The organism is Roseburia sp. 831b, assembly GCF_001940165.2.
In the GTDB taxonomy this organism is placed as follows: Bacteria; Bacillota; Clostridia; order Lachnospirales; family Lachnospiraceae; genus Roseburia.
In genome coordinates, this window is record NZ_CP135162.1 from 1,365,030 (window position 1) to 1,377,784 (window position 12,755).

Below are 12,755 nucleotides of genomic sequence, written 5' to 3' on the forward strand. Positions count from 1 at the left end.
CCGGGTATAGAGTTCCGATGCGGCACTGTCTAAGCCGCCTATACCACACTGCTGATCACTTTGGAAGCAACTGATTGTCACAATGACTATCAGTTACGCTCCGGCTCTCTCCATAAACCACATATTGTTATCTTCATAGAATAGATGTTTTTCCTGACCTCCTATCACACAGGTGTATCTCATACCGACTCCACCTGCCTTTAAGCTGGCTGCTCTTCTCACATCTTTTACTCGTTCTATCTCATAAACCTGCCCATCTTCCCAGCGGAAAGATTTTGGAACCAAGTCCCCATCTTTGGAGAACTCGGCAGTAACATCAACATAAACTTTATTGTCCATTCATATCCTCCTTAACCAAAGTATGCAACCGGATGTACGGTATGGTCCTCTTTCGCATTAACTGCCGATAAGTCCCGGTCCTGATACATCAGTCCCCGTTGCACACTATAAAATCCAAATCTTCTGCGAATGTCATCAACAGCCGCATCTACCTTCATCTGCTTCTCTCTCATGGCAGCATCGATAAACATATCAAGCTGTTCAAAGTAGTAATCTGTCACAAGGTCAGCACCTCTTACTCCAACACTGCGAATCGGCTTGTGCCAGTTATAGTTTTCTTTGAATAACCGGTAAGCCTCTCTTGCTATTTCCTCTGTAATGTTGGTGGCGTTATTCACCTTGCGCTGACGGGTAAAGGAATACAGTTCATTGTCCCTGATACTGATCTCAACTGTCCTGCATCGGAATCCATTCTCACGAAGTCTGGCAGCCACACTTTCAGACAAGACATAAATAATAATCTTCACATCCTCGTCTGTGGTTAAGTCCCTCGGTGTGGTGGTACTATTGCCTACTGACTTTATGGCTGCGTGGGTATTCTCTTTCCTGACCGGAGAATTATCATAACCATTAGCAAAGCCCCATAGGACACTTCCCATCTTTCCAAGCAACGATACCAACAGCTTCTCATCCATCGTTGCCAGTTCCCCAATGGTCTTCACTCCAATGGAATTTAATTTTTTTGCAGTGCTTTTTCCTACATATAATAAATCTGATGCAGGAAGCTTCCAGACCTTCTCCTTAAATTCATTCCGATACATGGTTGTAATGGCATCCGGCTTTTTGTAATCCGAACCAAGCTTTGCAAATATCTTATTGTAAGACACACCAATACTTACTGTTATGCCAAGCTCGGACTTCATACGGTTGCTGATTTCCTTTGCAATCAGTTCTCCGTCTCCTTTCAAAGTTGCACTTGCTGTCACATCCAGCCAGCTTTCATCACAACCAAAAGGTTCTCTCAAATCCGTGTACTCTGCATATATCTCCTGTGCCATATGGGAGAATCTTAAATACAAATCCATTCTCGGAGGCAAAAATGTAATGTCTGGGCAAAGCTGCTTTGCCTGCCATAAAGCCATCCCTGTCTTCACACCGTATTTCTTGGCTGTATAATCGGCTGTAAGAATAATACCATGTCTACTCTCCGGGTCACCGCCAACAGCCACAGGTTTGTCCCTAAGTTCCGGATGATGTAGCAGCTCCACGCTTGCGTAGAAGCAGTTACAGTCACTGTGCAGCACAACTCTGTCTCCCACTATCCATACCTCCTTTTCTGTCAGATTTTTGAGTATGTATTCCTTACTCACAAGGCAAATTATAATTCCAATTTCTTTGTATTTCAAGTGACAAGTTGGTTGTGTTTTTGCATTTGCTTGAATTTCTACTTGATTTTAATATACAGGTCGGTTATACTGTATATACCGAAACCATATAGAAAAGAGGCGTTTTTATGCATTCATTAGGTGAGATTATTGCGAAATACAGAAAAAAGAATAAATTGTCACAGAAAGAACTTTCCAATATGCTTGGAAATATCGGACACAGCATCAGCAACACTTCTGTATCAAACTGGGAAAAGAACTTCTCCGAACCTACATCTTCCATGCTGATGGCAATTTGCAAGGTTCTTGGTATTACAGACTTATATGGGGAATATTATGGAGTGAATCCGGACAACCCTCTATCCGAATTAAATGAAGAAGGAAAAGAAAAGGCATTGGAATATATCTCCTTACTTGTAGATTCCGGTAAATATGCACCGGAAAAGGCAACGATTATTCCATTTACCAGAGTGATAAAGCTTTTTGATATCCCAGCTTCTGCCGGAACAGGTAGCTTCCTTGATAGTGATGATTTCACTGAAATAGAAGTAGGTGAAGAAGTTCCCACAGATGCAGACTTTGGCATCCGTATCAGCGGTGACAGTATGGAGCCAAGATTTATCAATGGTCAGATCGTATGGGTAAAACAGCAGGAAACTCTGCTGAATGGAGAAATCGGTATCTTTTATCTTGACGGAAATGCTTACTGTAAGAAAATAAAAGATGATAAAGAGGGGCTGTTCCTTATCTCGCTGAATAGCAAATACAACCCTATTCCAGTTACAGATAACAACTCGTTCAAAGTATTTGGCAAGGTTGTGGGGTAAGTCCAGTTTTTCGGACACTATAAAGTATAGAATTTTATCATCGGCAGGTTTCTCATTTGAGAACCGGGCAAATTCACAGGAAAGAAGGGATAATAATGGCTGTATCTAATACTCTGAGACAAGTCAGAACCGAAAGAAACATCTGTCAGGAAGATTTAGCTATTGCTATCGGCTCCTGCGGTCGCACCATCGGACGAATCGAACGAGGTGAACGGAATGCTTCGCTGGAATTGGCTCTCCGCCTCTCCAAATATCTTGATGTAGCTGTTGAAGAGCTATTTGTTCTGGAGGAAGAAAAATAATCTATCACTGGTTGCCAGCCCCAGATGAATGAGGCTGGCAGTTTTTACGTCTTTATTGAATCCCCCAAACAATAGTTACATTGTCAGAAGCAATATTCTGTATTATTCGCCGTTGGATGATAAAAATACGCTTCAAAACTGGGAGTTGTAAATATCATTAACAGAATAAGTATTTCTATACTTTAATGATAACAGCATTTCTAATATCATATTCCTTTATAAGATGCCCCACATTACTTTCCTGTTCTGCTCCTTTTACATAAAACTTCCAATAAGCATTTGAATATCTTGTATTTATATAACTAAAATAGTCAAAATCAATTGCACAGGAATGTCCATAAACAATAATCTCTTCAATTTTACATTGATTTCTATCCAGAAAGTCTTTTAATGAGTCAATTCTGATTTCTTTGTAAAATGATTTGCACTTATCAATTAACTCTGCGTATGCTGTTCTGACATAATAATCTTCAATGCCGCTAATATAATCTTCTATTTCAATTTCAATATAAGGCCCTCTTCCTTTTCCCCTTGCATCATAACTATATTTTTCAGGTCTAAAATTTTCTTTTGGATATCCTAATTCTAGATTGTTTTCTCCTACTTCACCATGAATATGTAGAATCTGTTCCCATGGAATATCATAAATATCCTCCAACGTATGCGTGTAATTGAAAGTAATATAATACCCATCTGAATCAAGAATTTGTTCTATAAAATTATTAACTTGTATATTACTCAAAGAATCTTCCGCATTATCCGCAAATTCATATAAGGCATCTTGTAAATTTCCATTTAATTCCACCTGACAGATAATGCTATCACGGTCACTTTCTCTATCTGAGAAATAATCTGGCTCATACCCATAAAAGATTTCCTCAAGAGCGTTAAAGTCTGGACATCCAAGCAAATTTTCAAAATCAGACCAAATATCATTTTCACAAGATTGATATAAATCCCAAAAATTATCCGGTTCATGTTTTATGGCAATATTCTTAAAGTCTGGATCAAATCTAGTTGGAAGATTATGAGCTAAATCAAATCCATTTCCTATAACAAATAATTTGTTTTTCATAATACCTTTTCTCCATTGTTTTTGATTTTGATATAAATAAAATGCAATTAGTCCAACTAATTTGTGTCAGCAGTTCTTTCATTACCATCATACTTATAACAAAGAACATTCATTATATAATCTGTCTACTTCTGCTTCATAAACCTTTTCCGTATTTTTATCAAACAGTACCCATTCCACCAAATCAAACTTTCCCTCATTTTCATCGAGGAACCTTGCAACTGTATGTACTGCAATCTTGGCAGCCAGTTCCACCGGGAAGCGATATATACCTGTTGAAATAGATGGAAACGCAATTGTTCTTATCCCATTATCCATAGCCACCTGCATAGAATTATAATAGCAGCTTGCAAGTAGCTCTTCTTCGTTTTTCTTTCCACCATTCCATACTGGTCCAACAGTATGAATAACATAATCACATGGCAGATTATAACCTTTTGTTATTTTAACTTGTCCGGTTTTGCAGCCACCCAGCAAACGACACTCAAATAATAGTTCCGGACCTGCAGCACGATGAATGGCTCCATCCACACCACCGCCACCAAGCAAGGATGAATTAGCAGCATTTACGATTCCCTGAACATCTTGAATTTTTGTTATATCTCCTCTTACGGTTTTGATTAGATACATACTAACACCTGCCTTATATTACAATTCCGTTGCAATGGTCAATTTCATGCTGAATAATCTGTGCAGTCCACCCGGAATACTTTCCATGTTGTTTCTTAAAATTTTGATCCAGATAGTCCACTTCTATCTCCTGATATCTGGTACAGGGTCTTACCCCATCCAAAGAAAGACACCCTTCCTCTGTCTGATATGCTCCGGATTTCTTTGTAATCACCGGATTTATCATTGCAAATTGAAATGGTCCTGCTGTCACAACAATAATATTCTTTCTCACACCTATCATATTGGCAGCCATACCAACGCAGCGTTCCAAATTTGCTCTAAGTGTATCTAGTAAATCTGTTACCACTTGTTTATCTTCCTCTGTTGCATCCACAGATTTCTGTGCAAGAAACAATGGATCACGCGTTATTTTCTTTACCATTAGTTCCATCCTTTCCACACATCAGGCTGATACCCGAGTGTCGATTGCTTTCCATTTCTGACTACCGGGGTTTTGATTACCTGTGGATTTTCCAGTATCTTTTCCAGCTTGTCTTCATCAGCGATATACTTTATCAGTACAAGTGTATCTTTATCCTTGCCATCCCAGTTAATCATATTTTCAATACCACCATTAACCTGAGCCACCGAAGTAAATTCGCCCTTAGACATACCTTTTTCCTTCATATCAATGAACTGGTACTTAATGCCTCGTTCTTTGAAAAACCGCTCCGCTTTCTTGGTATCATTGCATTTCTTGGTTCCAAATATCTGTATGTTCATTCCAATCACCTTCTACCATAAATCGTATAATTGCATTATTTCTGCATCTCTGTATTCATGTTTTTCATAATACCCTATCAGTTTCCCGCTATCTCTGAGTGCAACCATATAAACATCTTTATTCTGTTTCTCATTGTGAAAAGTATAAACGATATTGTGGCTCTCATCTTCTGCAAACCAGGCAACCACACGCTGTATCTTCTCATTTGATTCTGCATTATGGCAATCCAACAAGCTTTTTCCTATCAGCTTATCTCCTCCCCGTTTCTCATAGCTTTGTACTGCTGCTGGATTCATATAAATGATCTCGTGTTTCAAATTACATATCACAATCGCAGCTCGATCCTGATCCACAATGCTCTTATAGAAACTCACATAGGATTCTTCTATTTTCTTATGTACTTTAGCCTCTTTACTCTTTTCCATTGCTTAATATTCCTTTGCGATTTCTTCTTCTATTCCGTACATCACCTTGAATTTCTCAAGATCAGCCGAATTTTTAATCAGCATAACCTCTTCTATCTTACCTGTATGAATATCCTTAAAACCTGCCACCTGTTCACCATTGCAAATACTTGACTTAATAACAGGTTTCTTATTTTCCTTGTCATAGTGCTGTACTGCCACTTTCTTCTTAAATAATCCCATTAGCAACACCTCAACTTCTCATTGCTATCAATACAAGCTTTTCAAAAGATTGTGCAAATCTTTCGTCATCCTCATCTGTTCGTTTCCTCGGTCCTTTCATATGATTCTTATGAGAACCTCGCCTTGCCTTCTTGCTTAAATGCCTTTCCATAAGCATTTGGTCGATATTCTCATTGGTATACCATTTTCCAGACTGATGAATTGCATAAGCACCTTTACCAAGTGACATAGCTGCCACTCCATAATCTTGTGAAACGACAATATCACCCTTATGACAAATGTTGATTAACTTGTAATCTACCGCATCTGCTCCGGCTCCTACAACAATCACTTCACTGTAGTCGGAAGAAAGAACATGATTGGTATCACAAAGCAGTGTTACGGAAATACCATATTTTTCTGCTATATATTCCACGATACCAACAACCGGACAGGCATCCGCATCTACAAGAATCTGCATATTTCCACCTTCCCCTCCTTTGTCAGGATACTTACCACGAATTATGCCCACTGAGCCTGCAAGTATTATCAACTAATCGGTCAAATGATACTATTTTCAAATTATTCATTTCGTAAGCTATTTGACTTCTTAACTCAGTCGCTCTTTCATCCATGTATTCTCTTCTGCTAACTACCAAATAGTAATATATCCTACTTGTTGGTATGTCTATTCCAAATTTATGCAGACCACAATCTTTCATAAAGAAATCTTTATTACCATCCATCCACCTTTTCCAATCTCTTATTTGTGTGATTCCTTTTCTAACACTTTCTGCTTCTGAGTTGGACGATTTCAATATAAAATCTGTATTCGCATCTTCAAATTCGACTAATACGATACTATATCCGTCTGAATTTTTCCCTATTAGCATATAATCTGCTATATAATCTGTACCAATCTTTTGCTCTGGAAACAAATATGCATCATGATGCCCAAAATTGTAATCCAGAAAAATCGAGCCCGGTATAAACCATTTCCTATTTTCCTTAATATATCTTTGAAAATCCTGTTCGCTTCTGGATTTTGAAAGTGCACGTGAAAACATAGCAGCCTCTTCTTCAAAATCTAGCTCTCTATATTCTCCAAAATATAAATAATTATTTGGAAACATTGATCTCTTGTGCCACAAAAAATCTCTAATACTCTTATCTGGATGTGAAAAACGTGGGAAACCTCTATTATTTTTTATTCCAGGTCGGTTTGCATATTCCGTTTCCTGTATTAATGCGTTTTTTTCTTCTTCTGAAAGTATCGTTGTATAATCGCGTTCATACAAATTCATTCGCATTCTTTCCTTTCTTCAAGTGCTAATGTTACAACTACCAATTCCAAATATGCTACTTGACGAATCCTACTATCAGTCTCTCCACCACCTAACAAATCGACATTGACTACAATTACTTTCAGTTGTACACCAGTAATTTATATTATGTCTCACAGTTTTTATCATTTTATTCTTAAAATAGTTTTTTCCCTGTCTTTGCAACGATTAAAGCCTCATCCAATGTGCAATCATATATTCTTGCATACTGGTATAAAGCGTGTTCAAGATACGGATACTTCCTAAAGTCAACAAATCCACAGTTTTCCTCCAACCATGCTCTATGATATAAAGCTTGCAATTTATCATCATCAATATCAAACAGCCCCAAATTTACACCACCATTCAAACCAACATTGATATTTTCTCTGCATTAATAATTTCACTATTTGTCTTAGAGCAAGCTGCCTCGTAAAGACAGCCTGCTCCTAATAACACTATTTTACAATAGTCTTTAATTTTTCTAAACATTCCTGTTTTTCATCAGAATTAAGCTTTTCAAAATAAAATATTACGTCCTCGATTTTTCCATCGCTGATAATTCCATCCGCTTCTTTGCTTAATTCTGCAACAGCATTCACAGTTTCATCCGATAAATACTCCGGCAAAAACTGTGTTTTTTCTTTCCACCTATGAACAGTCTCTCTAGTCTTATCTCCCAACGAAAGATTTTGCTTTTTCCAATTCTCTTCTTTCTCATCTAAAGCTTTTTGAATTTCTCCAACCACCTCCTCAATAATAGGAAGTACTTCGAAGTCAAACTCAGACTCTTCATATTTTTCTTTCATTTGTTTTGCAACTTGTTCAAATGTCTTTCTAGATGTAGTAGAGTCTTTTACCTGATTAATATCGCCCAATAATTCTTCAAGATTTCCTTGTAGTTCCACAAAATCAACTTGATCAGCAGATGATATTCCCTTCTGAAGGACTATATTGATACGTTCCAACAAATCTTCGACATCCTCTGAACATTTGACTTCATATAGATCATCCCAAATGTCAGTCATATCTTGATTTATTCTCTCTTTTGCTTTTGTTAGCTCTGTAACTCTATTATCAAGCGTGCTGACAATTATTGCTGAATCTCTTCCTAAAGTGCTCTGATATTTAGTTACCCTCTCTTGAAGTTCGATACCATCCTTTAGCAATGAACAAATACTTACATATGAAGTAAACTTATCCATCTTACTATCTTGGATATATTTTTCATAATCAGAACGTAATTCCTGTCGAGAGCGAATTTCTTCAATATTACCTAACTCTGCTTCTTTCTTTATCCTAACAGCTTCTGCAAAAGCCGAAAAACCTAAATCTCTTAATTTATTTTCTACCTTGGTATTATGGTTTCTGAATGTATTGATTCCCTCAACAGATTTACAATACATATTAGCTATGTAGGATTCCATAACCTCAGACACAAAATCTGATATTTCCTTAATGCTTCCATTTACATATTCTTTCGAATCATCATCATATTCATAACCATTATCATTAAAGATTCGATTAATTGGTAAATCCCGCAACATTTCTAATGCAACTAAAGCATTATATGGATTATTACTATCCTGTGCCGCTTCAAATTTCTCATCAATAGCACTAATGGCTGCATCCCATTCGTTTCTGGCTTTTTTACCGGAATCTAATGTCTTTTGTGCCAATAAATATGCCTGTTCAAGTTCTTCGGGCACTTCATCAACTTCTGTCATTTCTTTTAGTTTTGCAGATAAATGATTTACTTCTTGAATACTGGTATTATTTTTTATCTTGTCAAAGAATCTCATGTACTTTCCTGTTACAGCACCTGCATCAACAAATACAATCACAGATTCCTTAACTACCTTTAAATCGACCTTTTTATCATTATTTGTAACAACATCATCTTTCCATATATTTATATTTTTTAAGTTCTGATACTTAACACGCAAGCAATAACTGAGATTAGAACAAACTACTGCTATCATCAATGTAACTATATCTTCACTCATACCATATGGAGGTTTGCAAAATTTGTCATATATTTCTTTACATGGCAGCTGTTGTTTATTGTTAATTTCATCAACAATCAAATCATATACTCGCTTCGCATTCTTCTCCTCTGGCGGAATCAATTTGCATTTATCATTAATACATTTCCAGGATGTCAATGAGGTAGTTGAAAACAATGCTTCTACTCTATTTCTCATTTCAACAACAAAGTTGTGTATGGTGGCTTCACTAACAGAATTTGATAAAAGCATTTTTAAAAACGAACAATAAAATCCCGCTGCCTTATTTCCAATATTATTTCCCTTGGTTACAAATCCATCAAAGAAAAATGGAACTGCATACGGATATATTTTCTCAAATACACTGGTAAGAAACATAGGCATTCTGGAAGACACTGTTTCTATCTCACCATTGTTAAAATGGCATCTCTGTTTTTTTAAAGAATCTATCTCATCCTTAAGGTTGTTTTCTGCTCTGGAAAAATCTTCTTCAAAATGTCGTTCATATTTCTTTCTAATTGAATCATCCATATTATCAAGAACTGAATATTCCACCAGGCTATCAAACATACGATTATCTGCATCATTCAATAACATAACAACTATTGGCTTTCCTTCAAATGCAGTTATCAATTTATGAACATTCTGGACAAAATCTGGATTTGTATCTTTATTAATATACAACCATATGAGCCTTCCCTTAGCGGTCGTCGAACCTACCGCTTGTTCCCATTCTTTTACATAATTATTTACTTTTGATAACGAAAAATCCTCTATAGGATACAATTCCTGAACAAACTGCCATTCACTTGTCGTTATCTTGTGTTGAACTCCAAAATTCGTCATCTGCGGTTCAAGAATACCAGCTAATTCCTGAATTTTTATGGATGAAAGAATGGATTTATCTATATTCGCACTTGCCATCATCCTTTTCTTGATTATTTTAAAATCATGTGCTCCATTAGATTCTTCTGCAAAATCAAATACCGCAGCATGATCATCATATTCCAATACTGCGTACTCATCTTCAAGCCATTTCAGCTCTGATTTTATTTCTTCCTGAGTTAATCCGGAACAAATGGATAACGCACAAATAACATCATCATAATCAGTCGTTCTAAAACGTAAAACACGAAGAATTAAATTAGCTCGCAATACTTTCAATGAATTTTCTGAAAGCTTGTCTTCATACTTTCTCAAAACATTATCATACTTAATACATTGCTGTGTTTTCTGTCTACCTTCTTGCTCTGCCGAAAGCATCTCCGTATACAAATCACCAGCAATCAATTGTTCTGGCATAATAAGTACCGGATTAGTATCTATGTCAATATTTTTATATTCTTCTATATAATTGCTAATCAGTGTCAAAGAAGACCGATTTTGCAGATAATCAGAAAGATTAGTCAGCATGAATGTTGATATCGGATGCATAGGATAGATTCCCTCTACAACCACTTTTCTAAACAATCTATAATCTTTCCATATTCCCTTAGTAACCACCCACTTATTCAGTAATTTAAAAATATCATTCCATTCCGCTTCTTTCGAATTCTGCCAAGTAACAACTATATCGTTGAATGCTGACTTATCCTTGCGTTGAATCAAATTAGCAAATACGGTTTCAAGATTTGAAGATATATAATACTTCTCCGATTGATCAAAACGCCCAATATATCTGCTAATATTTTTAGTTTGATCAACGGTCTCTAAATATGCTTTTATATCTCTCTGAATGAAATTTATAACATGTAAATAACCCTCTACATTTTGAGTCTTCTGCGTTAATTCAAAAATCTGTTGTAATCCAGATTCACCAGATTTCGCAGCATTTACGCCTGCAGTATACTCCAAATATCTTCCAAACTCATCAAACAAAAGGATAATATGGTCAAACATTCCATTCATACCACAGTACTCAGAAACCAACATTTCCAGAATACTTGATGCGGAAAGACCTTCATCCCATCGAATTTCCTGACCATTAATCTCTGTGTAAACTTCATTAACGATTTCAAATGCATCATCATCTGTCATCAGATTTTCTCTGATTTGATTAAGCAGTTTTTCTCCGGACGCAATCCACCCCCTTTTCAGTGCAGCTTTTTCAAAAAGTGCCAATGAATTAGTAGCATTTCTTTCAAAAAATATTTGTGCAGTCTCAATTGCTCTATTCAATTTTTTCAAACTATCATCAGGTAAGCCATATAATTTTAGGCTTTTTTGTGCAGCTTTCAATATCTCCGCATGTAAATTAAAATCTCTCATGCCATTGACAACCATAACAAAATTTCTACCCTTAGATATACTGCGAATTCTCTGTGCAGCCTCTGAATCAATTTCCTGAATATTGTTTAATATTTTTTCATAGGTGTCTGGCATATATTCAGCGCCCGAAAACAACTGTGCCAATGTCACAGCAAGATGAGACTTACCAGTACCATAATCAGCTATTGCAAGAGACAAAGCATTCGATCTTTCATCATTTAGCTTTGTAATAAGTTCCTCGACCAAGCTAATAGTATCTATTCTTTTTTTACTACCAACTCCCTGTTCTTCAATTCCAAAGTATTGACTACCATGAAAAACAAAGTTCTCAGCTACTTTAGCGGCTCTGTCTGGTGCATAAAACCAATCCGCTTGTACAGCACCTTCAAAATAAAGGTCTTTTCGGAATTCTAGAATGCTTCCTAACTCCATATTGGTACCTCCTAACTAACAAAGTTCACAGTACAATTTCTCCATTACCATATCCTTATCCGTTAATCGCAAAATAGTATATGGAACCAACTGTCTATTTAATCTAACAATTCCCTTATCAGACAAATGTTCTAAAACCTCATACTCCCTTTGTTCATCCCATCCAAATATTTTACCAAAATTAAGGGTACTTAACTGAACAGAGGATATTTCCTCCTGATTAGCAAAAAATTCATTCCATAGTTCAAATAATATGTAGGCATAAAGAAAAATGAATTCTTTGTTATACATAGTGGCATTTAACGATACATTTTCTGCATCCATATTTAATATGTTTGTTGATGCAAACATTTCCTCATAAGAACCAATAAAAGGAGCAAAATTCTTTTTATTGGCTTTTCCATCAAATATTTTTTCTAACTCTTTAAGTAACAATTCTTTTTTTATTTCGCCACGATACTTTGGAAGAATCTGTGTAAACACAGCATTCCACATATCAGCCCCATTGCAATTTCTCAACATCATTGCATGGCAAAGCAAAATGGTTAAATCTTCCTGCAATCCTGGGTCTTCCAAGTAAACTACATTTCCAAGTCCTGTTCTACTTATTACATATGCCCCGTCCTTCTTGTCAGCATCAATCAATCCCATATATTTAGCATAATATATATGTGGCTCTACCTTTCCACTACTTTTCCCGTTTGGTATACCTGTATATGCTGATATTTCCTGTACACCCAATGGTTTAGCTATACTGGCAACATCTAAGATGCTGCCAATATACTGTCTCTCCGGCTTAAAAGTCTGATGAAAATTAATGTTTCCTTGACTTGCCAT

General features: G+C 36.3%; 14 protein-coding genes. 2 read left to right on the top strand and 12 right to left on the bottom strand.

Annotated features, from left to right (window positions below):
* Positions 1 to 93: 93 nt before the first annotated feature.
* Both BIV16_RS06345 and dinB read right to left on the bottom strand, forming a co-directional pair.
* Positions 94 to 339 (bottom strand): hypothetical protein, encoded by a 246-nt coding sequence (locus BIV16_RS06345; RefSeq protein ID WP_075678631.1) that lies wholly within the window; start codon positions 337 to 339, stop codon positions 94 to 96.
* A gap of 11 nt (positions 340 to 350) precedes the next feature.
* Positions 351 to 1,598, bottom strand: a complete 1,248-nt coding sequence (dinB, locus tag BIV16_RS06350) for a DNA polymerase IV (protein ID WP_075678630.1) — start codon at positions 1,596 to 1,598, stop codon at positions 351 to 353.
* 194 nt (positions 1,599 to 1,792) lie between these two features.
* Here dinB and BIV16_RS06355 point away from each other — a divergent pair, with 194 nt between their 5' ends.
* On the top strand, positions 1,793 to 2,491 hold the full coding sequence (locus tag BIV16_RS06355; RefSeq protein ID WP_075678629.1) for an XRE family transcriptional regulator: 699 nt from the start codon (positions 1,793 to 1,795) through the stop codon (positions 2,489 to 2,491).
* A 95-nt stretch (positions 2,492 to 2,586) separates the two neighbouring features.
* A complete protein-coding gene (locus BIV16_RS06360) occupies positions 2,587 to 2,793 on the top strand; it encodes a helix-turn-helix transcriptional regulator (RefSeq protein ID WP_075678628.1) in 207 nt (68 codons plus the stop codon).
* 175 nt (positions 2,794 to 2,968) lie between these two features.
* Here the strand turns inward: BIV16_RS06360 and BIV16_RS06365 are convergent, their stop codons facing one another.
* The 10 genes from BIV16_RS06365 to BIV16_RS06410 all read right to left on the bottom strand — a co-directional run bounded on the left by BIV16_RS06365 (position 2,969) and on the right by BIV16_RS06410 (position 12,755).
* Positions 2,969 to 3,868: an AbiH family protein gene (locus tag BIV16_RS06365; protein WP_075678627.1), complete on the bottom strand. Its 900-nt coding sequence runs from the start codon at positions 3,866 to 3,868 to the stop codon at positions 2,969 to 2,971.
* A gap of 93 nt (positions 3,869 to 3,961) precedes the next feature.
* A complete protein-coding gene (locus tag BIV16_RS06370) occupies positions 3,962 to 4,498 on the bottom strand; it encodes an O-acetyl-ADP-ribose deacetylase (protein WP_075678626.1) in 537 nt (178 codons plus the stop codon).
* A gap of 13 nt (positions 4,499 to 4,511) precedes the next feature.
* The gene (locus BIV16_RS06375) at positions 4,512 to 4,922 is read right to left on the bottom strand and encodes a peptide deformylase (protein WP_075678625.1); all 411 of its coding nucleotides are present in this window, start codon (positions 4,920 to 4,922) and stop codon (positions 4,512 to 4,514) included.
* On the bottom strand, positions 4,922 to 5,263 hold the full coding sequence (locus tag BIV16_RS06380; RefSeq protein ID WP_075678624.1) for an arsenate reductase family protein: 342 nt from the start codon (positions 5,261 to 5,263) through the stop codon (positions 4,922 to 4,924). Before BIV16_RS06380 ends, BIV16_RS06375 begins: the two co-directional genes overlap by 1 nt.
* Positions 5,264 to 5,275: 12 nt before the next feature.
* The gene (locus BIV16_RS06385) at positions 5,276 to 5,689 is read right to left on the bottom strand and encodes a PAS domain-containing protein (RefSeq protein WP_075678623.1); all 414 of its coding nucleotides are present in this window, start codon (positions 5,687 to 5,689) and stop codon (positions 5,276 to 5,278) included.
* 3 nt (positions 5,690 to 5,692) lie between these two features.
* Positions 5,693 to 5,911 carry an aspartate dehydrogenase gene (locus BIV16_RS06390; RefSeq protein WP_075678622.1) on the bottom strand — a complete coding sequence of 73 codons (219 nt, stop codon included), beginning with the start codon at positions 5,909 to 5,911 and terminating at the stop codon, positions 5,693 to 5,695.
* A 10-nt stretch (positions 5,912 to 5,921) separates the two neighbouring features.
* A complete protein-coding gene (locus tag BIV16_RS06395; RefSeq protein WP_075678621.1) occupies positions 5,922 to 6,371 on the bottom strand; it encodes a YaiI/YqxD family protein in 450 nt (149 codons plus the stop codon).
* Positions 6,372 to 6,402: 31 nt separating this feature from the next.
* Complete coding sequence (locus BIV16_RS06400) at positions 6,403 to 7,194, bottom strand: Shedu anti-phage system protein SduA domain-containing protein (RefSeq protein WP_075678620.1); 792 nt, start codon at positions 7,192 to 7,194, stop codon at positions 6,403 to 6,405.
* 476 nt (positions 7,195 to 7,670) lie between these two features.
* Complete coding sequence (locus BIV16_RS06405) at positions 7,671 to 11,918, bottom strand: hypothetical protein (RefSeq protein WP_075678618.1); 4,248 nt, start codon at positions 11,916 to 11,918, stop codon at positions 7,671 to 7,673.
* Positions 11,919 to 11,933: 15 nt separating this feature from the next.
* Positions 11,934 to 12,755 carry a hypothetical protein gene (locus BIV16_RS06410; protein ID WP_075678617.1) on the bottom strand — a complete coding sequence of 274 codons (822 nt, stop codon included), beginning with the start codon at positions 12,753 to 12,755 and terminating at the stop codon, positions 11,934 to 11,936.

What these genes read in the sequence shown, in the direction of transcription:
- BIV16_RS06345 (WP_075678631.1), bottom strand. Translation starts at nt 339, where the DNA reads ATGGACAATAAAGTTTATGTTGATGTTACTGCCGAGTTCTCCAAAGAT.
- BIV16_RS06355 (WP_075678629.1), top strand. Translation starts at nt 1,793, where the DNA reads ATGCATTCATTAGGTGAGATTATTGCGAAATACAGAAAAAAGAATAAA.
- BIV16_RS06360 (WP_075678628.1), top strand. Translation starts at nt 2,587, where the DNA reads ATGGCTGTATCTAATACTCTGAGACAAGTCAGAACCGAAAGAAACATC.
- BIV16_RS06365 (WP_075678627.1), bottom strand. Translation starts at nt 3,868, where the DNA reads ATGAAAAACAAATTATTTGTTATAGGAAATGGATTTGATTTAGCTCAT.
- BIV16_RS06370 (WP_075678626.1), bottom strand. Translation starts at nt 4,498, where the DNA reads ATGTATCTAATCAAAACCGTAAGAGGAGATATAACAAAAATTCAAGAT.
- BIV16_RS06375 (WP_075678625.1), bottom strand. Translation starts at nt 4,922, where the DNA reads ATGGTAAAGAAAATAACGCGTGATCCATTGTTTCTTGCACAGAAATCT.
- BIV16_RS06380 (WP_075678624.1), bottom strand. Translation starts at nt 5,263, where the DNA reads ATGAACATACAGATATTTGGAACCAAGAAATGCAATGATACCAAGAAA.
- BIV16_RS06385 (WP_075678623.1), bottom strand. Translation starts at nt 5,689, where the DNA reads ATGGAAAAGAGTAAAGAGGCTAAAGTACATAAGAAAATAGAAGAATCC.
- BIV16_RS06390 (WP_075678622.1), bottom strand. Translation starts at nt 5,911, where the DNA reads ATGGGATTATTTAAGAAGAAAGTGGCAGTACAGCACTATGACAAGGAA.
- BIV16_RS06395 (WP_075678621.1), bottom strand. Translation starts at nt 6,371, where the DNA reads ATGCAGATTCTTGTAGATGCGGATGCCTGTCCGGTTGTTGGTATCGTG.
- BIV16_RS06400 (WP_075678620.1), bottom strand. Translation starts at nt 7,194, where the DNA reads ATGAATTTGTATGAACGCGATTATACAACGATACTTTCAGAAGAAGAA.
- BIV16_RS06405 (WP_075678618.1), bottom strand. Translation starts at nt 11,918, where the DNA reads ATGGAGTTAGGAAGCATTCTAGAATTCCGAAAAGACCTTTATTTTGAA.
- BIV16_RS06410 (WP_075678617.1), bottom strand. Translation starts at nt 12,755, where the DNA reads ATGGCAAGTCAAGGAAACATTAATTTTCATCAGACTTTTAAGCCGGAG.